The sequence below is a fragment of the Nocardia sp. NPDC003269 genome, from assembly GCF_042888005.1.
Classification (GTDB): domain Bacteria; phylum Actinomycetota; class Actinomycetes; order Mycobacteriales; family Mycobacteriaceae; genus Nocardia.
The window spans coordinates 1966761-1992479 of record NZ_JBIAPA010000001.1; the positions used below are offsets into that span (position 1 = coordinate 1966761).

Below are 25719 nucleotides of genomic sequence, written 5' to 3' on the forward strand. Positions count from 1 at the left end.
TTTGTGGGGTGATGATGTCTGCGAGCTCGAGTGCGAATAGCATGCGAGGAATGCGCCATGATCGTCTGCCCGACGGCTTCGGGGTACGGATCGATCCACGGGTACGCGCATTTTCCGGGGGTCGGATCCTGATCGGTGGATCTCCCGCGCGGATCATGCGCCTGGCCCCGGAGGCCGCCGAGCTGATCGGCGACGGGTACCTGGAGGTGACCGACACCAAGTCCGCGATCGTCGCCCGCCGGCTGCTCGATTCCGGCGTGGCGAACCCGCGGCCGCGACTGCTGCCCTCGCTCGACGACGTCACCGTCGTCATCCCGCTGTACAACAACGCCGACGGGCTGATGCGGCTGCTGGCCACCCTGCGTGGGCACAACGTGATCGTCGTCGACGACGGTTCCGACGAGCCGGTGCTGATCCCGCCCCGGCAGGGCCGCGGGCAGGTGACCGTGCTGCGGCACGAGTCCCCGCTCGGCCCGGCCGCCGCCCGCAATGCCGGATTACGGGCGGCGACAACGGGCTTCGTCGCGTTCCTGGACTCCGATGTGGTGCCGCGCAGCGGCTGGCTCGAGGTCATGCTCGGGCACTTCAGCGATCCGCAGGTGGCGCTGGTCGCGCCGCGGATCGTCGCGCTGGACAAGGAATCCAACGCGCTGGCCCGCTACGAGCACACCCGGTCCTCGCTCGATCTGGGCAGGCGCGAGTCCGCGGTGCACGCGCGCGGTGTCGTGTCCTACGTCCCGAGCGCGGCCCTGCTGACCCGGCGCGCCGCGCTGCTCGGCGAGGGCGGCTTCGACGAGTCGATGCAGGTGGCCGAGGACGTCGACCTGTGCTGGCGGCTGGAACGGACGGGCTGGCGGCTGCGCTACGAGCCCGCCGCGCACGTCGCCCACGATCACCGGGTGGCCTTCCGCGCGTGGTTCGGCCGCCGGCTGTTCTACGGCACCGGTGCCGCGCCGCTGAGTAAGCGGCACGCGGGCATGGTCACGCCGCTGTCGGTACCGACCTGGACGGTGCTGGCGAGCATCCTGTTCGCGACGCTGTCCAAGTGGGGCCTGCTCGGCGGGCTGGTCACGCTGGCCACCGCGCTCGTCCGGATGCGGCGGGTGTTCACCGAACTGGACAATCCGACACGCATCGCGGCGGTGTATCTGGCGCGCGGTTATTTCGCCGGGATGTGGCGGCTGGCTTCGGCGATGTGCCGGGACTACTGGCCGGTGACCCTGATCGCGGTGCTCGCCTCGCGGCGGATCCGCAAGATCGCGATCACCATGGCGCTGGCCGACGGTCTGGCCGACTGGTTCACCCACCGTGACGCGGGCGGCCTCGACCCGGTGCGGTACGTCGCCTACAAGCGGCTCGACGATGTGGCCTACGGCAGCGGCCTGTGGCTCGGCGTGATCAGGGCCCGCAGCTTCGAGGCGCTCAAGCCGAGCGTGCCCCCGCGCTGAGTTCGCCCGCGTGACGGACACTCTCGTCGTCGGCGCCGGGTCGGCGGGCTGTGTGGTCGCGGCCGAGCTCAGCGCCGACCCCGCGCGTACGGTGCGGGTGCTGGAGGCCGGACCGGTCTGGGCGTCGGCCGCCGAGGTACCCGCTCGGCTGCTCGATCCTGGCCACCTGCCGGTCGGCCCGGAATCCGCGGTGGTGTGGCGGTACCCGGGAGATCTCGTGCGGGGCAAGCTGATCGGTGGTTCGGGCGCGATCAACGGCAGCTACTTCGTCCGGCCGCCCGCCGCCGACTTCGCGGCGTGGAGCGCGGCGGCCGGGAGCGCGCGCTGGTCGTTCGACGCCGTGCTGCCCTTTCTCCGCGACGTGGAGACCGACCACGATTTCGGCGCCGCGCCCGATCATGGCGCCAGGGGCCCGATCCCGATCCGCCGCACGGCCGACCCGGCTCCGGTCAGCGTGGACTTCGCTGCGCGGTGCGCGGCGATGGGTTTCACGGAGATCGCCGACCTGAACGCCCGCCCCGAAGCGCGCCCCCCGGTCGAGATTCCCGGCCACCCACCGGGTGCGGTGGGCTTCGGACGCGTGCCGCTGGCGATCGCGTACGGTCGCCGGGCGGGCCCCGCGTTCACCCATCTCTATCCCGCGCTCGCCCGCCCGAACCTCACGATCGCGGGCGCGACGATGGTGACCCGTCTGGTGGTGCGCGGTGCCGAGGTGGTCGGCGTCGAGTGGGCGCGCGGTCGCGAACGCGGCACGGCCTACGCCGACCGGGTGATCCTGTGCGCGGGCGCGGTGGAATCGGCCGCGCTGCTGCTCCGCTCGGGCATCGGCCCGGAACCACTGCTGCGTTCGCTCGGCGTGCCGGTGGTGCTGCCCGCGCCGGTGGGGCGGTGGTGCACCGATCATCCGGAGATCGGCGTCGAGTACCCGGGCCCCGCGCCGGCGACGAGCACGGTCGCCCTCGAATACGTCCTGGAACTCGGCGACCTCGAACTGCGTCCGTATACCCCGATGTTCACGCCGGGCCTGCGCAGGCTCGGCGTCGCGCTGATGCGTCCGGAGTCGACCGGCACGCTCACCCTCGGCTCCGCCGACCCGGCCGTGCCCGCCCGGATCGACCAGGGGTATCTGCGCGCCGCCGCCGACCGCGACCGGCTGCGCGCCGGGGTCGAGGTCGCCGCGCGGATCCTCGACCGGCCGCTCGGCACCATCGACGACGCCTGGCTACGCTCGCATCTGGGGACGTCCCAGCACCTTTCGGGCACCTGCCGGATGGGCACCGCCGACGACCCGCGCGCCGTGGTCGACGACCACGGCCGGGTACACGGCATCGCGGGCCTGACCGTGGCCGATCTGTCGATCGTGCCCGTCCCGTTGGGCCGCGGCCCACAGGCCGCGACAGTGCTGCTCGCCACAGTGATAGCCCGTCGACACCGGGTGTGACGAAGTGACATCTGCTACCACAATGTGACCTGCGGGACAAACCCACACTTCTGACGAGGCTGCCGATAACTCACCGGTACAGTTTGTAGCGGGAAAGAAAGGCAAATGGTCAGCAATCTCGCAGGTGGGCGGCCCCCACGGCAGGCAGCAGAGTCGGGCGCACAGCTCGGAGCTCTGGAAGCCTATGCCGCACAGGCCCATGGTTTTCTCAGTGCCGGTGGTGACCAGCTGACCCAGCTGGCCGGCCTGTTGCGTCCGCTCGTTCTCGAGTCCTGGCTGCGCAGTACGCGTGGTGGAATCGATCCGACGGACATACTCGACGGTCGCGGTCTTCGTGGTGCCGATCTGGTGCGTTACCGGGATGCTCATCCCATTGCCGCGCTGATGCCACTCATCGACAAACTGCTGGTCCAGGACGCGGCGCGGGCCGGACTGATCGTGACGGTCGCCGACCAGTTCGGCCGGGTGCTGTCGGTGCACGGTCATCCGGAACAGGTCGACGCCGCCGCCGAGATCGGCGTGCGCGAAGGCGACGATCTGAGCGAGCGCCGGATCGGGACGAACGCGGTCGGTCTCGTCGTGCGCACCGGCCGGGCGACGTGGATTCACGGACCCGAACATTTCCTCCATCGCATGCATCAGATCACCGGCGCGGCGGCGCCAGTGCACGAGCCGGACGGCCGGTTGATCGGCGTGCTGATGATTGCCGGCGGGATGCGGGTGGCCAAGCCTGAAATCCTCGCTCTGGTCAAGGCCGCGGCGACGGCGGCCGAGATGGATCTGGTGCTGCGGGCGATGCGCGCGGGTCGCGGGGTGCCCGCGGCCGAGCCCGACCGCGCCGGCCAGCAGGCCGCCGATAGCGAACCGGCCCGGCTCGGACTCGAGGTCCTCGGACTCGGCCAGCCGCAATTGACGGTGGCGGGGGAGCGGGTGTCGCTGTCCCAGCGGCACGCCGAGATCCTGCTGTTGCTCACCGAACATCCCGAGGGGCTCGGCGCCGATCATCTGGCGCTGCTGCTCGACGACACCGATCTGGACAACGGCACCATCCGCGCGGCGATGTCGCGCCTGCGGTCGGTGATCGGCGCGTCGGTCGTCGGATCGCGCCCCTACCGTCTGCGCGTCCATGTCGCAACCGATGTGGAGGCCCTGCGGGCCGCGCTCGACTCCGGTGATATCGAATCCGCATTGCGCTTGTACGCCGGTCCGGTGCTCCCGAGATCGTCGGCTCCGGGCATCTGCGACATCCGCGACGAGCTTCGGGTGCGGTTGCGCACCGCGGTGCTCGCTTCCGCCGATCCCGGCGTGCTGCGCCGGTGGACCGCGGGCCCGGAAGGCCGCGACGACGCCGCCGCGTGGGCCGCGTACCGGTCCACCGTCGACCGCGATTCGCCCCTGTATGCGCAGATCGAGGCCAAGATCCGGGTGCTCGATCGGCGCCTCGGTACCGATGCAACGCAGATGCAACGTTTCGGCTCATAGTCTCCCGTTCTGAAAGTGTGGTAGCTCACACATCTGCCGAAGATGTGGTGTGGCACACACTGATGCCCAGGTCGTGGCAACCTCCCCGGAGAGACTGGACGTTTGTCCGAGTTTTTTATCGGAAAAAGTTCCTTTTTATTAACTGACCGCCTAGTGTCTGCAATGCATGGACAGGTAGCCATGTGATGTAAGTGACATAGCCGAGGCGCGAGGTTCGGGCCGCGGCCGCGATGTTGGAGGAACGATCAACAGCTAGGCACCCCGCGGCGGACAGACCGGTTCGTCGCGCCGGCGGTCCAGGAGGACCGTCGATCTCGTCCACATGATCTGTCGGGGATCCTGCGCGGGTGGGGCGGTTGCGCCCACCGCGCTCATAGGCGAATTTCTCGCTCCACGGAGTACCTAGGTGTCTTCGTGCTGCCCGAAAACGGTTCGCCTCTGCTTTTTTTCGCGATTCGAGGAGGCTCTGGTGCACGGTACGGAGTTGGGTGGGTTCAGCGCGCGACCGCAGGAAGCGGAGGTCGCCGCCACGGCGTCGGCACCGTTCCCGCTGACACCGGCCCAGCTGGGAGTCTGGTACGCGCAGCTGCTCGACCCCGAGGTCCCGATCACCATCGCCCAGTACGTCGACATCACCGGTGAACTGGATGCGGCTGTGCTGCAACAGGTCACGGCCGAGGCCGCGCACGCCTACGGTTCCCCGCTGGTGCGCATCGGCGAATCCGACGGTGTCCCTTACCAGGTCGTCGACCACACCATCCCGGTCGAGAGCGAACTGCCGCTGATCGATCTGCGCCACCACGACGACCCCGTCGCCGCCGCGCACGAGTGGATGCGCGCGGAATTCGGCGCGCCGCTCGACCTGCTCACCGATCGCCTGGTGGCGGGCGCGGTGCTGCGCGTCGGCGAGGCCCGCTGGTTCTGGTACCTGCGCGGACATCACATCGTGCTCGACGGCTACGGCGCCTTCACCAACTCCCAGCGCATCGCCGAGCTCTACACCGCCCGGCTCCTCGGAACCGAGGCCAAGGCGGCGGTTCCCGGCGACCTGGCCGAGCTCGTCGACGGCGAACAGCGCTACCGCGAGAGCACCCGCTTCGCCAACGACCGCGAGCACTGGGCCGAGCGCATCGCCGGCCTGGACAGCCCGACCAGCCTCGACAGCCGGACCGCGCCCCGCGCCGCGATCAACCTGGTGACCGGTGGACGGCTCTCGGAGAAGCTCGTCGACCGGCTGGAAACCATTGCCGCCAGCGATGATTCGACCATCTCCGCGGTGCTGCTCGCGGCCTTCGCGGCCTACCTCGGCCGGCTCACCGACCGCCCGGACGCGGTGCTCAGCCTGCCCGTCACCGCGCGCACCACCGCGGTGATGCGCCGCTCGGCGGGCATGCTGTCCAATATCGTCCCGCTGCGCCTGCCCACCGGCGCGGCGGGCGCGGCCACCACCTGGGGTGAGCTGCTGCGCGCGGCCCGCGTCGAGGTGGCGGGCGCGCTGCGGCATCAGCGCTACCGCGCCGAGGACATCCGCCGCGACGCCGAGGACGACGGCCGCCCCGCCCGGCGCGCGCTGTTCGGCCCGCTCGCCAACTTCATGCTCTTCCGCAGCGACCTCACCCTCGGCACCACCACCGGCCGCTACCGGGTGCTGTCCACCGGCCCGATCGAGGACCTGAGCCTCAACGTCTACTACGGCGACCGCGATCGCGTGCACGTCGACTTCGAGGCCAACCCGCACCTCTACGACCCGGACACGCTGGCCCGGCACCACTCCCGCTTCCTCGGTTTCCTCGAACGTCTCGCCGCCGCCGACCTGGACACCGCGATCGGCGCGATCGAGGTCGCGACCGAGCTGGAATTGCAGGTCAGCACCAAGATCTGGAACGCGACCGGCTTCGACGTCGCTGCTGCCCTGGCCGAGCGCGCGGTGCCGGCCGCGACGCTGCCCGCGCTGTTCGAGGCCCAGGTCGCCCGCACCCCCGACGACGTCGCCGTGCGGATGGCGGGTGACGACACCGCGACCCTGACCTACCGCGAACTCGCGCAGCGGGTGCACCGGCTCGCCCGGCGGCTGCGCGCCGACGGGATCGGCCCGGAAGCGCTGGTGGCGCTGAGCATCCGGCGGTCGCCGGAGCTGGTCGTCGCCATGTACGCGGTGCTCGCCGCCGGCGCGGCCTACGTTCCGATCGACCCGGATCACCCGGCCGAGCGGATCGCGCACATCCTGGCCACCGCCGCCCCGGCCGTGGTCCTCACCACCACGCGCGACGGCGCGCCCGGCGCCGACGCGCTGCCGGTGCTGGCCGTGGACGCGCTCGACCTCACCGGTTACGCCGACGCGCCGCTGACCGACGCCGAGCGCACCGCGCCGCTGCGTCCGGGGCATCCCGCCTACGTCATCTTCACCTCCGGCTCCACCGGTCTGCCCAAGGGCGTCGCGGTCGAGCACGCCGCGATCGTCAACCGGCTGGTGTGGATGCAGCAGGCCTACCGGCTGCACGGGGTCGACGTGGTGTTGCAGAAGACCCCGATGACCTTCGACGTCTCGGTGTGGGAGTTCTTCTGGCCCTTGCAGATCGGCGCGACGCTGCTGCTCGCCGAGCCCGACGGCCATCGCGATCCCGGCTACCTGCGCGGTGTGATCGCCGAATACGGCGTCACCGTCGCCCATTTCGTGCCCTCGATGCTGGAAGCCTTTCTGGCGCAGCAGGAGATCGCCGAGCGCACCTCGCTGCGGCTGGTCTTCGCTTCCGGCGAGGCGCTGCCCGCCGCCCTGGCGCAGCGGCTGCGGCTGCTCACCGGCGCGCGGCTGCACAATCTCTACGGCCCGACCGAGGCCGCGGTCGACGTCACCTTCCACGAGGTGAACGACGCGGACCGTTCCACGGTGCCGATCGGCGCGCCGGTGTTCAACACCCGGCTCCATGTTCTCGACTCGCGGCTGCGGCCGGTACCGGTCGGGGCTCCGGGTGAGCTGTATCTGTCGGGGGTACAGCTCGCCCGGGGTTACGTCGGACGGCCCGAGCTCACCGCCGGGCGGTTCGTCGCCGATCTCGGCGCGCCGGGCGAGCGGATGTACCGCACCGGCGACCTGGTCCGCTGGACCACCCACGGTGAACTGGAATACCTGGGCCGCACCGATTTCCAGGTGAAACTGCGCGGTCTGCGGATCGAGCTCGGCGAGATCGAGGCCGTGCTCGAAGGAGTGGAGGGCGCGGTGCGCGCCGTCGTCGTCGTGCGCGACGACGCGGGTGTCGGCGAACAGCTGGTCGCCTATGTGGTGGAGGCCGAGCCGGGCGCGGTCGCGGTGGACCTGCTGCGCGAGGCCGCGCTGCGCGCGCTGCCCGCGTACATGGTGCCCGCCGCGTTCGTGCTGCTCGACGCGCTGCCGGTGAACGCCTCCGGCAAGCTCGACCGCAAGGCGTTGCCCGCGCCCGCCCGCGTCGTCGTCGCCTACGCCGAACCCGTCGGGCCGGTGGAACAGTCGGTGGCCAGGGTGTTCGGCGAGGTGCTCGGCCTGGACCGGGTCGGCCGCGACGACGACTTCTTCGCCCTGGGCGGCAACAGCCTGGTCGCCACCCAGGTGGCGGCCCGGCTCGGCGCCGATCTCGGTCTCCGGCTCGGAGTCCGCGACCTGTTCGGCGCGACCACGCCTGCCCGGCTCGCCGCCGCGGTCGCCGAGCGCGCCGACGCGGGTGTCACCGCTCAGCTGCCGGTGCTCGCGGCGGGCCCGCGCCCGGCGCTGATCCCGCTCTCGCCCGCGCAGCAGCGGATCTGGTTCCTCAATCGCTTCGATCCGTCCGCGCCCGGCTACAACATGCCGTTCGTGGTGCGGATGCGCGGCACCGCGAATCTGTCCGCGCTGGTCGCGGCGCTGAACGCGGTCGTCGAGCGGCACGAGGCGCTGCGCACCGTGTTCCCCGCGGTGGACGTGCCCGGCGGCGAGGTGGCCGAACAGGTCGTGCGGGACGCCGGGATCGTCCGCATCGACGAACCGACCACGGTGGCCGCCGCGGAGCTGGACGCCGAGCTTGCCCGATTCGCTTCCGCCGGTTTCGATCTCGAACACGAGGCGCCGTTCCGGGCGCGCATCTTCGTCGTCGCGGGCGAGGCGGCCGACCCGGCGGGCGAGTGCGCGCTGGCGGTCGTGCTGCACCACATCGCGGCCGACGGTGTGTCGCTCCAGGTCCTGGTGCGCGATGTCCTCGCCGCGTACCAGGCGGCGGCCGTCGGGCTCGAACCCGGCTGGGCGCCGTTGAGCGTCCAGTACGCCGACTACGCCCTGTGGCAGCGCGAACTGCTCGGCGCGGAGACCGATCCGCAGTCGCTGGCCTCGCGCGAAATCGCCTTCTGGGAACGGACACTGGCGGGTCTGCCGGATCAGCTGGAACTGCCGTCGGCCCGCCAGCGGCCGGTGACGCCGAGCCTGCGCGGCGCGCGGACCGGCTTCACGATCGGCGCCGGACTGCACCGGCAGCTGGCCGAGCTGGCCACCGAGGCGGGCGCGTCGCTGTTCATGGTGCTGCACACGGCGCTGGCCGTGCTGCTGGCCCGGATCGGCGGCGGCACCGACATCGCCATCGGCACCGGCGTCGCGGGCCGCGGCGACCGGGCGATCGACGACCTGATCGGCATGTTCGTCAATACGCTCGTGCTGCGCACCGAGATCGACCCGGCCGCGAGTTTCACCGCCGCGCTCGAGCACACCCGCGAGACCGACCTGGCGGCCTTCGCGCACGCCACCGTCCCGTTCGACCGGCTGGTCGACGTGGTCAACCCGGCGCGCTCGCAGGCCAGGCATCCGCTGTTCCAGGTGGCGCTGAACTTCCAGGCCGGCCTGGACACCAGCTTCGAGCTGGGCGGCTCGCCGGTGTCGGTGCGGGAGATCGAACTCGACATCACCAAGTTCGACCTGCAGTTCACCCTCGACGAAAGGCGCGGCACCGCAGGCGAACCCGCGGGCATCGACGCCGTCGTCCTCTACGCCACCGACCTGTTCGACGACGCCGAGATCGTCGAGCTGGGCGCGCGGTTCACCCGACTACTCGCCGCGGCCGTCGCGGCGCCCGCCACTCCCGTCGGCGAACTGCCGCTGCTGTCGCGGGCCGAGTACGCCCGCCTCACCGGCATGCGCGGCGCGCCCGTCACCGCCACCGGCCTGCTGCCCGATCTGCTCGACGCCGCCGTCGCGGCCGACCAGGACCGGATCGCGGTCACCGACGGCGACCGTGCCCTCACCTACCGGGAACTCGACCGGGCGTCCTCGCGCCTGGCCAGGGTGCTGGTGGACGGTGGGGTCGGCCCCGACGACATCGTCGCGGTCGGGATTCCGCGCTCCGTCGAATCGGTGCTCGCCGTGTGGGCGATCGCCAAGGCCGGTGCGGCCTGGCTGCCCGTCGATCCGAGCTACCCGCTCGATCGGATCACCCATATGGTGACCGATTCCGGCGCGCGAGTCGGTCTTACGGTGTCCGAGGCGCAGTCCGCGCTGCCCGGCCCGACCGACTGGCTGGTGCTCGACGAGCTGAAGCTGATGGCCGAGTGCGCCGCCCGCTCCAGCGATCCGATCACCGACGCCGATCGGGTGCGGCCGCTGCGCGCCACGCACCTGGCCTATGTCATCTACACCTCCGGTTCCACCGGCCTGCCCAAGGGCGTGCTGGTGACCCAGGCCGGCATCGCCGGGTTCGCCGCCGAGGAGTCCGCGCGCATGTTCGGCACCGCCGACGCGCGGGTGCTGCAGGTCGGGTCGCCGTCGTTCGACATCTCGGTGATGGAGCTGCTGCTCGCGGTGAATTCGGCCGCCACGCTGGTGATCGCGCCGATGGGCCGCCACGTCGGCGCCGAACTGGCGCAGCTGCTGGCCGCGGAGCGGGTCACCCACGCGCTGATGACCCCCTCCGGTCTGGCGGTGCTCGATCCCGAACAGCTCGACGACCTGCGGATGGTGATGGTCGGTGGCGAGGCGTGCCCGCCCGATCTGGTCGCCCGCTGGACCGGCGGCACCGTGCCCCGCGCGTTCGTCAACGCCTACGGTCCGTCCGAGACGACCGTCGCGACCAATATCAGCGCCCCGCTGACGGCGGGTTCGCCGCTGACCCTGGGCACGCCGCTGCGCGGCATCGCGCAGTGGGTGCTCGACGACCGGTTGCAGCCGGTGCCCGCCGGTGTCGCCGGTGAGCTGTACGTCGCCGGCGCGCAGGTGGCCCGTGGCTACCGCAGCCGGGCCGCGCTCACCGCGGGCCGCTTCGTCGCCTGCCCGTGGGAGCCGGGCGCGCGCATGTACCGCACCGGTGACCTGGTCCGCTGGACCGACGCGGGCACCCTGGAGTACCTGGGCCGCAACGACGACCAGGTGAAGTTGCGCGGTTTCCGGATCGAGCTCGGCGAGATCGAGGCCGCGCTGCTGGCCCAGCCGTCGGTGCGCCAGGCCGTCGTCCTGGTGCGGGCCGACGCGCATCGCGGTGACCAGCTGGTGGCCTACGTGGTGCCGGACGCGGCATCGGCCGACCTCGGCGCCGAGCTCACCGCGACCCTGCGTGGCACCCTCGCCGCGCACATGGTGCCGTCGGCGTTCGTGCTGCTCGACGCGCTGCCGCTCACCCCGAACGGCAAGCTCGACCGCCGCGCGCTGCCCGAACCCGTCTTCGCCGCGCGCGCCTTCCGGGCGCCCGCCGCGGGCGCCGAGACCGTGGTGGCCCAGGTGTTCGGCGAGGTGCTCGGGGTCGAACGGGTCGGCGCCGACGACGACTTCTTCGCCCTCGGCGGCAACTCGCTGATCGCCACCCAGGTGGCCTCCCGGCTCGGTGCCGCGCTCGGCCGCGCGGTGTCGCTGAAGACGCTGTTCGAAGCGCCGACGGTCACCGGCCTCGCGGCCGCGCTCGGCTCGGCCGAGACCACCGCTACCCGCCCGCCGCTGGTGGCGGGGGAACGGCCGCACCGGATTCCGCTGTCCTACGCGCAGCAGCGCATGTGGTTCCTCAACCAGTTCGACGCCGACTCCGTCGCCGACAACATCGCCGCCGCGATCCGGCTGACCGGCACCATCGACCACGTCGCCATGACCGCCGCGGTCGCCGCCGTCTTCGCCCGCCACGAGGCGCTGCGCACCCGCTACCCGGCCGTCGACGGCATCCCCTTCCAGCAGGTGCTCGACGCCGAGCAGCTGACCATCGCGCTCGAGCCCGAGTCCGTCGACCCGGCCGCGCTCGACGACCGCGTCCGCGCCCTCGCCGCGGTGCCGTTCGCGGTGGACCAGGAACCGCCGGTCCGCCTGCACCTGCTGCGCCTCGGCGCCGAGCAGCACGTCCTCGTGCTGGTCCTGCACCACATCGCGGCCGACGGCTGGTCGGTCGCGCCGCTGACCCGGGATGTGATGGTGGCCTACGCCGCCCACCTGTCCGGTGCCGAGCCGGGCTGGACGCCACTGCCCGTGCAGTACGCCGACTTCGCGCTGTGGCAGCGCGCCGCCCTCGGCGCCGAGGACGACCCGGACTCGCCGATGTCACGCCAGATCGAGTTCTGGACAGCGGAACTCGCCGATCTGCCGGATCTGCTCGCGCTGCCCGCCGATCGGCCCCGGCCCGCCGTCGCCTCGGGTCGCGGTGCCCGCCACACCTTCGCGGTGTCCGCCGCGCTCACCGAGCGGCTGCGCGCCGTGGCCGCCGATGCCCAGGCCTCGCTGTTCATGGTGCTGCACGCCGCGTTCGCCGCCACCCTGGCGAAACTCTCGGGACAGCAGGACATCTCGATCGGCACGCCGGTGGCCGCTCGCGGCGATCAGGCGCTCGACGAGCTGGTCGGCATGTTCGTCAACACCCTGGTGCTGCGCACCCAGGTCGACCCGGCCGCCACCTTCGCCGACCTCGTCGGCGCGGTCCGCGACGGCGATCTGCGCGCACTGGCCGCCACCGACGTCACCTTCGACCGGCTGGTCGAGGCGCTCAACCCCGAGCGCTCCACCGCCCGGCACCCGCTGTTCCAGGTGATGCTCGACTTCCAGAACAACTCCAGGACCGCACTCGAACTGGCCGGCCTGACCGCCTCCGAGATCGAGATCGACACCCACACCGCCAAATTCGACCTGCAGCTGACGCTGCGCGAGACCACCGACGGCCTGCTCGCCCGCTTCGAGTACGCGACCGACCTGTTCGACGCGCAGACCATCACAGATTTCGGCACCCGCCTGCTGCGGGTGCTGGAAACGGTGACCGCCGATCCCAGCGTCGTGATCGGCGACATCGACCTGCTCGGTGCCGCCGAGCGCACCCGGATCCTCGACACCTGGAACGCCACCGCGTACCCGGTCGACGAGACGATGACGCTGGTCTCGCTGTTCACGGCGCAGGCCGCGCGCACCCCGGGCGCGATCGCGCTGACCTTCGAGGGAGAGTCGCTCACCTACGGCGAGTTCGCCGAGCGGGTGCATCGCCTGGCCCGCCTGCTGATCTCGATCGGCGTCCGGCCCGATCGTACGGTCGCCCTCGGCATCCGCCGCTCGACCGATCTGGTCGTCGCGATGTACGCCGTGCTCGCCGCGGGCGGCGCCTACGTGCCGCTGGACCCCGAGCACCCGGCCGAGCGCCTCGCGCACGTCATCGACGCGGCCGCGCCGGTGTGCGTGCTCACCCGCGCCGTCGACGGACTCGACCTCCCGGAGACGAGTTCCGTCGCGGTGCTCGAGCTCGAACAGCTCGACACCACCGACTACCCGGCCGCGCCGATCACCGACGCCGACCGGCTCGCCACCCTGACCCCGGCCAACGCTGCCTACCTGATCTTCACCTCCGGCTCGACCGGCAAGCCCAAGGGCGTCGTGGTCTCGCACGCCGCGATCGTCAACCGCCTGGTGTGGATGCAGGACGCCCACCGGCTCACCGCGGCCGACACCGTGGTGCAGAAGACCCCGGCCACCTTCGACGTGTCGGTGTGGGAGTTCTTCTGGCCCTTGCAGATCGGCGCCCGCCTGGTGCTGGCCCGCCCGGACGGGCATCGCGATCCGGCCTACCTGGCCGAGCTGATCGACGCCGAGTCGGTGACCGTCGCGCACTTCGTTCCGTCGATGCTGTCGGTGTTCGTCGCGGCCCTCGACGGTGCGTCGGCGGGTGATCACCGGTGCGCCGCGCTGCGCATGGTGTTCGCCTCCGGTGAGGCCCTGTCGCCCGCTCCCGCCCACCGGTTGCACGCCCTGACCGGGGCCACGGTGCACAACCTCTACGGGCCGACCGAGGCCGCCGTCGACGTCACCTTCCACGAGGTGACCGCGGCCGACGTCGTCTCGGTGCCGATCGGCGAGCCCGTCCACAACACCCGCGTCTACGTCCTCGACGGCAGGCTGCGCCCGGTGCCGGTCGGCGTTCCCGGCGAGCTGTATCTGGCGGGTGCCCAGCTGGCGCGCGGGTACGCGGGCCGGGTCGACCTGACCGCCGACCGCTTCGTCGCCGACCCGTTCGCCTCGGGCGAGCGCATGTACCGCACCGGTGACCTGGTCACCTGGACCGCCGACGGCGAGCTGGAATACCTGGGCCGCACCGACTTCCAGGTGAAGCTGCGCGGTCTGCGGATCGAGCTCGGCGAGATCGAGGCCGCGCTCGGCGGGCTGACCGAGGTCGGGCAGGCGGCGGTCGTCGTCCGTGACGACCTGCTGGTGGCCTACCTCGTCTCCGCCGCCGACCTCGACGTCGACGGGGTGCGCGCCTCGCTCACCCGCACGCTCCCGGCCTACATGGTCCCGGCCGCCTTCGTCGAACTCGACGAGTTCCCGCTCAACGCCTCCGGCAAGCTGGATCGCAAGGCGCTGCCCGCGCCGGTGTTCGCGGCCGCGGTCTTCCGCGCCCCGGTCACCGAGGTGGAGCAGATCGTGGCCGGCGTCTTCGCCGCGGTCCTCGGCTTCCCGGCCGACCGGGAGGTCGGCCTCGACGACGACTTCTTCGCCCTCGGCGGCAACTCGCTCAACGCCACCCAGGTGGCGGCCCGCCTCGGCGCCGCGCTCGACACCCAGGTGCCGGTGCGGCTGCTCTTCGACGCGCCGACCGTCGTCGAGCTGGCCGCCCGCTGCACCGCGCTGCGCGGCACCGGGCGACGGGTCGAGCTCACCACCCGTGAACGCCCGCAGCGGATTCCGCTCTCGGCCGCGCAGCGCCGGATGTGGTTCCTCAACCGCTACCTCGCCGACGCCGACGGCTCGGGCGATGCCGTGAACAACATCCCGGTCGCCCTGCGGCTGACCGGCGAGCTCGACATCATCGCGCTCGAGGCGGCGCTCGCCGATCTGATCGGCAGGCACGAGACCCTGCGCACCAGCTACCCGGACGGCCCCGACGGCGCCGCCCAGCTGATCGCCGACGCCGCGCGCGTCGCGCTGCGGCCCGAGCCGGTCAGCGCGGCCGAACTGCCCGCGCTGCTGCGGTCCCGCGCGGCGGTGCGGTTCGATCTCACCGCCGAGATCCCGCTGCGCGCGGCCCTGTTCGCGGTCGACGACGAACACGTGCTCGTGCTGGTGGTGCACCACATCGCCGCCGACGGCTTCTCCCTCGGCCCGCTGGCGGCCGACCTGATGACCGCCTACGCCGCCCGCCGCGCCGGCCACGCCCCCGACTGGGCGCCGCTGCCGATCCAGTACGCCGACTACGCGCTCTGGCAGGACGAGAACCTCGGCGACGCCGCCGATCCCGACTCGCTGGCGCACGCGCAGCTGGCGTTCTGGCGGCGCGGCCTGGCCGGTCTGCCGGAGCAGCTGGAGCTGCCGACCGACCGGCACCGCCCGGCCGAGTCCAGCTTCCACGGTGGGGTGCACCGCTTCCAGATCGACTCCGATCTGCACAGCGAGCTGCGCGAACTGGCCCGCAAGCACGAGGCCACCCTGTTCAGCACCGTGCACGCCGCACTGGCCGTGCTGCTGGCCCGGCTCTCCGGCGGCAGCGACATCGCCATCGGCACCCCGGTCGCCGGTCGCGGCGAGGCCGCTCTCGACGGGCTGATCGGCATGTTCGTCAACACCCTGGTGCTGCGCAGCCAGATCGACCCGCGCGCCGCGTTCGAGACCACCCTCGATGCCGTGCGGGCCGGCGACCTCGACGCCCTCTCGCACGCGGACGTCCCGTTCGAGCAGATCGTCGACGCCGTCGACCCGGCGCGGGCGCGCAACCGCCACCCGCTGTTCCAGGTGGCGCTGGTATTGCAGAACTTCACCGTGCCCGCGCTGACCGCCGCCGGGCTGCGGGTCGCGCCGATCGACATCGACGCCGCGGTGGCGAAGTTCGACCTGCAGTTCACCCTCACCGAAGCCGGTGACGTCGACGGCCGCGCCGACGGCATGGCCATCGAGATCGCCTACGCCACCGACCTGTTCGACGCGGGCAGCATCGCCGTGCTGGCTCGCCGGTTCACCCAGGTGCTGGCCGCGGTGGTCGCCGATCCGACCGTCGTCGTCGGTGACATCCAGCTGCTCAGCGCCGAGGAACAGCAGCGCATGCTGCACGACTGGGCCACCACCGGCGACGCGGTCGCCACCGGTGCCGAGACCATGCTGGACCGGTTCGCCGCGATCGCCGCGCGCCACCCGCACGCCATCGCGGTGAAGGCCGCGGGCGCCACGCTCACCTACGACCAGCTCGACGCCTGGTCCAACCGGTTGGCCCGGCGCCTCGTCGGGGCCGGGGTCGGCCCGGAAACCCTGGTGGCCGTTGCCCTTCCGCGTTCGGTGGAACTGGCTGTCGCGCTGCTGGCCGTGCTCAAGGCCGGTGGCGGCTACCTGCCGATCGACCCGAACTACCCGGCCGACCGCATCGAGTACGTCCTCGACGACGCCCGCCCGCTGTGCGCGATCGCGAACACGGCCACCGGCTTGGCCAGGGATTGGTTCGGCGGCCCGGTGATCGACCCCGCCGCCGAGAACCTGACCGGCTTCGCGGCCGCGCCGCTGTCGGCGACCGACCGGCGCGCGCCGCTGGTCCCGGCGAACACCGCGTACGTCATCTACACCTCCGGCTCCACCGGCCGCCCCAAGGGCGTGGTGATCCCGCACGCGAACGTGCTCGCGCTGCTGGACAACAGCGAGCGCCACTTCGGTTTCGGCCCGTCGGACGTGTGGACGATGTTCCACTCCTACGCCTTCGACTTCTCGGTCTGGGAACTGTGGGGCGCGCTGCTGACCGGCGGCTCGATCGTGCTGGTCGACTACTACACCTCGCGCTCGCCCGAGCAGTTCCGCGAGCTGCTGCTGGCGGAGCGGGTGACCGTGCTCAACCAGACCCCGTCCGCGTTCTACCAGCTCATCGCCGCCGACCTGGCCACCACGCCCGGCGACTACGCCCTGCGCACGGTGATCTTCGGTGGTGAGGCGCTGGAACCGCAGCGGCTGACCGGCTGGTTCGCCAGGTACCCGCGCTCGCCGCGGCTGGTGAACATGTACGGCATCACCGAGACCACGGTGCACGCCTCCTACCGGGAGATCACCCCGGAGACCGGTTCGGCCAGCGTCATCGGCGGCGCCCTCGCGGGATTGACGGTGCGCGTGCTGGATTCGCGCCTGCGGCCGGTGCCGGTCGGCGTGCCCGGCGAGATCTACGTCTCCGGCGCGCAATTGGCGCGCGGCTACCTGGCCCGGCCCGACCTCACCGCGAGCCGGTTCGTCGCCGACGCCTACGGCGCCCCCGGCAGCATCGCCTACCGCTCGGGCGACCTGGCCCGCTGGACCGCCGACGGCGATCTGGAGTACCTGGGCCGGGCCGATCAGCAGGTCAACCTGCGCGGTTTCCGCGTCGAGCTCGGCGAGATCGAGGCCGCGCTGCTGCACAGCTCGGTGGCGCCGCGCGAGGTCGCGGTGCTGGTGCGCACCGACCTGGTCGATGAGCCGCGGATCGTGGCCTACCTGGTCGCCGGTCCCGACACCGGCCGGATCGACGCGGCGGCCATCCGCCAGGAACTGGCCCGCACGCTGCCCGAGCACATGCTCCCGGCGGCGGTCGTGCCGGTCGAGCGGATCCCGCTGACCGTCAACGGCAAGCTGGACCGGGCCGCGCTGCCCGCGCCGGTCTTCGAGACCACCGTCTACCGCAAGCCGGCCACGGTCACCGAGGAGATCATCGCCGCCGTGTACGCCGAGGTGCTCGGCCGCACCGGCGCCGACGATCAGCCGGTCGGCGCCGACGACGACTTCTTCGCGCTGGGCGGCAGCTCGCTGCTCGCCGCGAAGGCGGTCGCCCGGATCGGCTCCGCGCTGGATCGCCGGGTCGGTGTGCGGGCGCTGTTCGAGGCGCCGCGCGTCGGTGAGCTGGCCGCCGCGGTGGACGCGCAGGCGAAGGTCGACCGGCCCGCGCTGGTCGGCCGGGCCCGCCCCGAACAGCTGCCGCTCTCACCCGCCCAGCAGCGGATGTGGTTCCTCAACCGCTTCGACCGCGCCTCGGTCGCCTACAACATCCCGTTCGCGCTGCGCCTGTCCGGCGACCTCGATGTCGCCGCGCTGCGGGCGGCGGTGACCGATCTGGTCGCCCGCCACGAATCGCTGCGGACGGTGTACCCGGAGGTCGACGGTGCGCCCGTGCAGTCGATCACCCCTGCGGCACAGGCGGTTCCATCGCTCGAACCGATCGTGGTGACCGGGGCCGACCTGCCCGGCGCGATCGCCGAGCTGGCCGCCACCACCTTCGATGTCACCGCCGAGATCCCGGTCCGGCTGCGCCTGTTCCAGGTGGGAGCCGCGGCCGAGCACGAGTACGTGCTCGCCGCGGTCCTGCACCACATCGCCGCCGACGGCTCGTCGATCGCGCCGTTCGTCGCGGACCTGATGCGCGCCTACACCGCGCGGCTGGCCGACACCGCGCCCGGCTGGACGCCGCCCGCCGTGCAGTTCGCCGACTACGCGCTGTGGCAGCGGGAGCTGCTCGGTGACGAGGCCGACCCGGAGTCCGTGGCCGCCCAGCAGGTCGGCTACTGGCAGGCCCAGCTGGCCGGGCTGCCCGACCAGCTGACGCTGCCGACCGACCGGCCCCGCCCGGCCCGGCAGAGCCTGCGCGGCGACAAGGTGAGCTTCACCGTCGACGCCGATCTGCACGCCGCCCTGGTCGCCCTCGGCCGTGGTAGCGGCGCCACGCTGTTCATGGTGGTGCACGCGGCCTTCGCCGCCCTGCTGGCCCGGCTCTCGGGGACCGCCGACATCGCGGTCGGCACGCCGAACGCGGGCCGAGGCGAAGCCGAACTCGACGAGGTCATCGGCATGTTCGTCAACACGCTGGTGCTGCGCACGCCGGTCGCAGGCGACGCGCCGTTCACCGACCTGCTCGCCGCCGCCCGCACCGCCGACATCGCCGCGTTCTCGCACGCCGACGTCCCGTTCGAGCGCCTGGTGGAGGTGCTCAACCCCGCTCGCTCCACCGCCAGGCACCCGCTGTTCCAGGTCGGCTACTCGTTCCAGAACCACGAGCGCGGGCAGCTCGAGCTGCCCGGCCTGACCATCTCGGACATCGAATTCGATTCCGGTGTCGCGCAATTCGATCTGCACCTGTTCGCCCTCGACCACTACTCGGCCGACGGCGCGCCCGCGGGCATCGAGATGGCGCTCGGCTACGCGAGCGACCTGTTCGACGCGGGCACCGCCGAGCGGTTCGCCGGGCAGCTGCGCCGGGTCCTCGAATCCGTCACCGTCGCACCGGAAACCGTGATCGGCGACCTCGATCTGCTCGGCGCCGACCGCGCGCTGCTGCTCGACACCTGGAACGCCACCGCGCATCCGGTGGAGCCGGTCACCCTGGCCGAGCTCGGCGCGCGGCAGGCGGCCGCCACCCCCGGCGCGCTCGCCCTGGTCGACGCCGCGACCGGCACGTCGCTGGACTACGCCGCCTTCGACGCGCGGGTGAACCGGATCGCCCGGCTGCTGATCGCCGAGGGCGTCGGCCCGGAACGCACGGTCGTGCTGGCCATGCGGCGCGGGCCGGACCTGGTGATCGCCATGCACGCCGTGGTGCGGGCCGGCGGCGCGTACGTGCCGATCGACCCCGATCACCCGGTCGACCGGATCGCCTACATCGTCGAGACGGCGGCGCCGCTGTGCGTGCTCACCACCGCCGCCGACGGGCTGCCGATCACCGTGGACGTGCCGGTGTTCGAGCTGGATCACACCGCGCTGTCGGAGCTTTCGGACGCACCGGTGACCGATGCCGAGCGCATCGCGCCACTGCGGCCCGCCCATCCCGCGTACGTGATCTTCACGTCGGGGTCGACCGGTCTGCCCAAGGGTGTCGCCGTGCCGCACGCGGCGATCGTCAACCAGCTGGCCTGGCTGCACGACCGCTTCGAGATGACCGGCGCGGACCGGGTGCTGCTCAAGACCCCGGCCACCTTCGACCTGTCGGTCTGGGAGTTCTGGTCGCCGCTGACCGCCGGCGGGGCGCTGGTCGTCACCCGGCCCGGCGACGAACGCGATCCGGATCGGCTGCGCGACACCATGACCCGGCACGGCGTCACCGTGCTGCACGCGGTGCCGTCGCTGGTCGGCATGCTGCTGGCCGCCGAGGCCACACCGGCCCTGCCGGAGTCGCTGCGCGCGGTCCTGGCCATCGGTGAGGCGCTGCCCGCCGCCACGGCCACCGAATTCCGGGCCCGCGCTACCGGTGCCCGCCTGCATAACCTGTACGGCCCGACCGAGGCTGCTGTCTCGATCACCGAATACGAAGTGGTGCAGGACCCCTCGTACGTCGTTCCGATCGGCACACCGGCCTGGAACAGCGCGCTGTACGTCCTCGACGCCCGCCTGCGGCCGGTCCCCGTCGGTGTGGCTGGTGAGCTGTACCTCGCGGGTGACCAGCTCGCCCGTGGCTACTACGGTCGCCAGGCGCTGACCGCCGATCGCTTCGTCGCCAACCCCTTCGGCACCTTCGCGGCGACGGGACAGCCCGGTTCGCGCATGTACCGCACCGGCGACATCGTCCGGTGGCGCGCCGACGGCACCCTGGAGTACCTCGAGCGCGCCGACTTCCAGGTGAAGATCGGTGGCTTCCGGATCGAGCTCGGCGAGGTCGAGACCGCGCTGCTGCGGTGTGAGGGTGTCCGCGCGGCGGTCGCCGTCGCCAAGACCGACGAGCGGGCCGGGGCGCGGCTGATCGCCTACGCGGCGGTCGCCGATCTCGCGCCCGGCGACGAGCAGGCGATCGCGGCGGAACTGCGCGGCGAGCTCGCGGCGGAACTGCCCGCGTACATGGTGCCCGCCGCCCTGGTGGTGCTGGAGTCGTTGCCGCTCAATGCCAACGGCAAGGTCGACCGGGCCCGGCTGCCCGAGCCGGAGTTCGGCGACGCGGTCTTCCGCGCGCCGGTCACCGCGGCCGAACAGCTGGTCGCGCGGACCTTCGCCGAGGTGATCGGCTGCGCGAGCGCGGGCCTGGACGACGACTTCTTCGCCCTCGGCGGCAACTCGCTGATGGCGACCAGGCTGGCCGCCCGGCTCGGTGCCGCGCTCGGCGCGCAGGTGCCGGTCGCCGAGGTGTTCGACGCCCCGACCGTGGCCGCGCTGGCCGAGCGGCTCGGCGGCCTGGACCGCTCGCTCGCCCGCCCGCCGCTGACCCGGCGCACCGGCGACGGACCCGCGGTCCTCTCGCCCGCGCAGCAGCGCATGTGGGTGCTGCACCAGCTGGCACCGCAGTCGGCGGCCTATCACATCCCGGCCGCCATCCGGCTGACCGGTGAACTCGACCTGCCCGCCCTGCGATCGGCGGTCGGCGACCTGCTGTCGCGGCACGACACCCTGCGCACCCGCTACCCCGACACGGCGGCGGGGCCGGTCCAGCAGGTGCTGCCCGCCTGGTCCGCCGCGGTCGAACTCACGCCGATCCCGGTCGCCGCCGCGGACGTCGAGGCCAGGATCACCGCCCTGGTGGCCCAGCCGTTCGACATCACCGCCGCGCCGCCGGTGCGGGTGGCGCTCTACGGGCTCGGCGCGGACGACCACGTCCTCGTCGTCGTGGTGCACCACATCAGCGCCGACGGCTACTCGATCGCGCCGCTCACCCGGGACCTGGTGCGCGCCTACGTCGATCGCAGCGAGGGCCGCGAACCCGGTTGGGCCCCACTGGAGATCCAGTACGGCGACTTCAGCGCCTGGCAGCACGAGCTGCTCGGCACCGACGCCGACCCGGACAGCGTGCTCACCCAGCAGCTGACCTACTGGGCCAGGGAACTGTCCGGCGCACCCGAACTGCTCGCGCTGCCCACCGACCGCCCCCGCGCCACCCGGCGCGAGATGCGCGGCGCGGCAGAGCGGTTCGAGATCGACGCGGTCCTGACCCGGCGCCTCGACGAGGTCGCCCGCGAGCACGGCACCACGCTGTTCACCCTGGTGCACAGCGCGCTGGCGGTACTGCTGGCCAAGCAGTCCGGCAGCGCCGACATCACCATCGGCGCGCCGGTGGCCGGACGCGGTGCCCGCGAACTCGACGACCTGGTCGGCATGTTCGTCAACACCGTCGTCCTGCGCACCGAGGTGGACTCGCGGGCGCCGTTCACCGATCTGCTGGCCCAGGCCAGGCGGCGCGACCTCGCCGCTCTCGCGCACGCCGACGTGCCGTTCGAGCAGGTCGTCGACGCCATGGGCCGGACCCGCTCGGCCGCCTACACCCCGCTGTTCCAGGTGATGCTCACCTTCCAGAACATGCCGCCCGGTGGCATCGAACTCCCCGGCCTGCACGTGCGGACCCTGGACCCCGGACTCGGCGAAGCCAAGTTCGACCTGCACCTGACCGCGTTGCAGCGCTACGACGCGGCCGGTGCGCTCGACGGGCTCGACGTGCACTTCGGGTACGCCACCGACCTTTTCGACGCCTCGACCGTCCGGATTCTGGCCGAGCGGTTCCGCAAGGTCCTCGCGGCCGTCGCGGCCGACCCGGCCGTCCCCGTGCGGGCGATCGATGTGCGCACCGACGCGGAGAAGACCCCGCGTCCGCGCACGTACACCATCGCCGATCTCCCGGGCCTCGTCGGCTCGGCGGCTCGGCTCGCGCCGGCGACCGTGGCATTCGCCCACGGCGAGCACGCCATCTCGTTCGGAACGCTCGACGCCAAGCTCACCGCGGTGAGCAAGGCGATGGGCGCCGCGATGAAACCCGAAGCGCTGGTGAACGTCGCGCTGGCCGGGCTGGTGCCCGGCGTGCTCGCCGCACTCGGCGCGTCCGGACTCACCACCACTCTGCAAACACTGGTGACCGATGCCGCCGCGGTGATCGCCCGGTCGGGGTCGGCTGACGACTCGGAAGGACAACTCTGATGTCGCACACGGATTCGGTCACGGCGGCTGTCTCGCTCGACGCGCTGCTGCGTGACCCGGCGGACGAGCGCAGGCGTGATCCCGCCACGTTGCTCGCCGCCTTCACCACCCAGATCCGCCAGGATCCCGATGCCGTCGCGGTGCGCGACGGCGCGACCGAGCTCAGCTACGGCGAGCTGGGCGAACGGGTCGACGCGCTGGCGGTCTGCCTGGCCGCCCGCGGGGTCGGGCCGGAGACCACGGTCGCGGTGGCGCTGCCGCGGTCGGCCGACCTGGTCGTCGCCGTGCACGCGGTGATCGCGGCGGGCGGCGCGTTCGTCCTGCTCGACCCGGACGCCCCCGCCGACGTGCGGCAGCGCACCGTCGCCCTCGCCGCGCCCGTCCTGGTGATCACCGCGCCGGAGGTGGCCCATCCCGCCGGCGTCCCGGTCCTGGGGATCGACGCCGAGCCCGCCGCCGATCGCAGCGCCGACGACCTGCCCGGGCCCGGCGCGGACAATCCGGCCTACCTGATCGTCGACGTGTCCGGCGCGAGCGCTGTGGTCGTCGGACACCGTGCCGCCCAGGCGAATTCGGTGTGGCGGCAGCGCCTCTGCGGTCTCGGCCCCGGTGACGCGGTGCTCTGGCACGCGCCGCTGAGCGAGCAGGCGAGCGTGGGGGAGCTGCTGCTCGCCCTGCAGACCGGCGCCACCCTGGTGCTGCCGACGAGCGACACGCTGTCCCGCTCGATCGCCGAGACCGGCGCCACCGCGGCCTGTTTCGATCCCGAGCAGCTCGCCGCGCTCGCCGCGCTGCCCGACGCCGAGGAACGGCTCGACTCGCTGCGAATCGTCCTGAGCTGCGGCGCGCCGCTGCCCGCGAAGACCGCGGCCGCCCTGCGCGCGGTGAGCGGTGCGACCCTGTGGCACGTCTACGGCAGGCCGGAGACCGCGGGCGAGGTCGTCGCGCACGAGGTGACCGGCGCCGACCTCGAGTCGGTCCCGCTCGGCTCGGCCGCCGACGATGTCGAGCTGCTGATCCTCGACGAGCAGCTGTGCCCGGTCCCCGACGGCGAGATCGGCGAACTCTACGTCTCCGGTGTGCAATTGGCGCGCGGGTACCTCGGGCGGCAGGCCACCGCCGCCACCTTCCTGGCCAACCCGATCGGCCCGGTGGACGACCGGATGTTCGCCACCGGCGACCTCGTGCGGCGCAGGCCGCCGGGCGACGGCTGGACCGCCGAACTCGAGTTCGTCGGCCGCGTCGACCCCGACGAGGTCACCGCGGCGCCGCACGGTGGACTGCCCGGTGAGCTGCTGCTCGACGAGTTCGAAGCGCAGGCCGCCGCGACCCCTTTCGACCCGGCGGTCGTGCACGCCCCGAGCACGGGCGGCGCGGCCTCGATCATCACCTACGGTGACCTGGACCGGCGCACCAACCAGCTGGCCCGGCACCTGACCGCGCTCGGCATCGGGCCGGAATCGGCTGTGCTGGTCGATGTTCCGCGCTCGGTCGAGCTGGTGGTGGCGATGTACGCCGTGCTCAAGGCCGGTGGCGCCGTGGTGCCGGTCGACACCGCGAGCAGTCCCGCCGTGCTGCCGCCGGTCGCGAACCCGGCGCTGGTGCTCACCGTGCGCTCGCGCGATCACGGTGCGGTGTACGACATTCCGTCCGTCGTGATCGACGATGTGCCGCTCGCCGACTATTCCGACGAGCCGATCACCAGGGCCGAACGGCGCACCCCGGTGCTGCCGCAGCACCCGGCCTTCGTGCTGTACCCGCACGGCGCGACCCAGGGCATCACCATCAGCCACATCGCCGCCGTGCACCGGCTGACCGGCATGCAGGGCAGGCACGGGTTCACCGGGCGCGATGTGTACCTGCACCAGGCCGCCATCGGCGAGGTGACCGAATGGCACGGCTACGTGCTGCCGTTGCGGGTCGGTGCCACCGTCGTGCTGACCGAACCGCCCGACCCCGTGCGGTTAGCGAGCCTGGTCGCCGACTACGGCGTCACCGCCGCCGATTTCACGCCGCCGCGGCTGGCCGCGTTCACCGACCACGTGCACCGGGCGGGCCTGCGCGCCGCGATCGGCTCGCTGCGCAGCGTCGTCGTCCTCGGCGCGCCGCTCAGCGCGGCCGAGGTGCGGGCCTTCGGCGCGGTGACCGGCGCTCGGCTGCACCACGACTACGGCAGGGCCGAGGCCACGGTCACCCTCACCTATCCCGCCGCCCCCGGCGCGGACACCCCGGAGCCCCCGCCGGTGCGGGTCAGGGAATGGAATCGGCGGGTCTACGTGCTCGACGCGCGGCTGCGCCCGACCAGCCCCGGTGTCGCCGGTGAGCTGTACCTGTCCGGCGCGCAGCTGGCTCGCGGCTATCGCGACGATCCGCGCGCCACCTCGGACCGGTTCGTCGCCAACCCGTTCGGCATTCCGGGGGAGCGGATGTTCCGCACCGGGGAGCTGGCGCGCTGGGAGATCGACGGCACCACCGCCGCGCTCGTCCGCCTCGGCGCCGCGGGCGCGGCGACCGTGGGCGCGCTGGAATCGCTGCTCGGCCACGGTGCGAGCATGCGGGCCAGGATCGGTGCCGGGATCGGCGCGCGGATCACCGAACTGTCCCGGCGGCACGCGGTTCCGCCGTTCGCGGTCGTCCGGGCCGCGATGACGGTGCTGCTGGCCTGGCAGGCGGGCACGGCCGTCGCGGGCGCGACCACGCTGTCCGAGATCCTGTGCGCCGAACCGGATCCCGTGGTGTCCTCGGCCACCGCGGCGACCAGCGAGTCGTGCGCGCTGGCCGGGCCGCTCGGCGCGGTGACCTTGAGCTACCTCGACACCGGTGCCGAGGCGTTCGGCGTTCCCGGCCTCGAACTCACCGCCCTGCGCTTCGACGGGCCGACGGTGGCCGACGGCGTGCACTTCATCGTCTCCGCCCATGCCGACCCCGACGGCAATCTCGGCCTCGAACTCGAATACAGCACAGACCGTTTCGACGACCGCGCCGCCGCGACCCTGCTGCGCCGCTTCTCCCGCGCCCTGGGTCTGCTCACCGGCGACCCCGACGCCCCGAGCGACTCGTTCGACCTCAGCACCCCCGCCGAGCGCGCCGCGAGCTGA

At 72.6% G+C, this 25719-nt stretch carries 5 protein-coding genes; all 5 read left to right on the forward strand.

Annotation, left to right across the window (positions count from 1 at the left end):
- Positions 1–50: 50 nt before the first annotated feature.
- Positions 51–1448, forward strand: coding sequence for a mycofactocin biosynthesis glycosyltransferase MftF (gene mftF / locus ACFYWJ_RS09270; RefSeq protein ID WP_355273679.1), 1398 nt, complete (start codon positions 51–53; stop codon positions 1446–1448).
- 10 nt (positions 1449–1458) lie between these two features.
- Positions 1459–2889, forward strand: a complete 1431-nt coding sequence (gene mftG, locus ACFYWJ_RS09275) for a mycofactocin system GMC family oxidoreductase MftG (RefSeq protein WP_355273676.1) — start codon at positions 1459–1461, stop codon at positions 2887–2889.
- A 384-nt stretch (positions 2890–3273) separates the two neighbouring features.
- On the forward strand, positions 3274–4371 hold the full coding sequence (locus tag ACFYWJ_RS09280; RefSeq protein WP_355273673.1) for a GAF domain-containing protein: 1098 nt from the start codon (positions 3274–3276) through the stop codon (positions 4369–4371).
- Positions 4372–4840: 469 nt separating this feature from the next.
- Positions 4841–22621 (forward strand): non-ribosomal peptide synthase/polyketide synthase, encoded by a 17781-nt coding sequence (locus ACFYWJ_RS09285; protein ID WP_355273670.1) that lies wholly within the window; start codon positions 4841–4843, stop codon positions 22619–22621.
- Positions 22621–25719, forward strand: coding sequence for an AMP-binding protein (locus ACFYWJ_RS09290; protein ID WP_355273667.1), 3099 nt, complete (start codon positions 22621–22623; stop codon positions 25717–25719). Before ACFYWJ_RS09285 ends, ACFYWJ_RS09290 begins: the two co-directional genes overlap by 1 nt.

Excerpts from the sequence above, each read along its gene's own strand:
- mftF (WP_355273679.1), top strand. The coding sequence starts at position 51 with ATGCGCCATGATCGTCTGCCCGACGGCTTCGGGGTACGGATCGATCCA.
- ACFYWJ_RS09280 (WP_355273673.1), top strand. The coding sequence starts at position 3,274 with ATGCCACTCATCGACAAACTGCTGGTCCAGGACGCGGCGCGGGCCGGA.
- ACFYWJ_RS09290 (WP_355273667.1), top strand. The coding sequence starts at position 22,621 with ATGTCGCACACGGATTCGGTCACGGCGGCTGTCTCGCTCGACGCGCTG.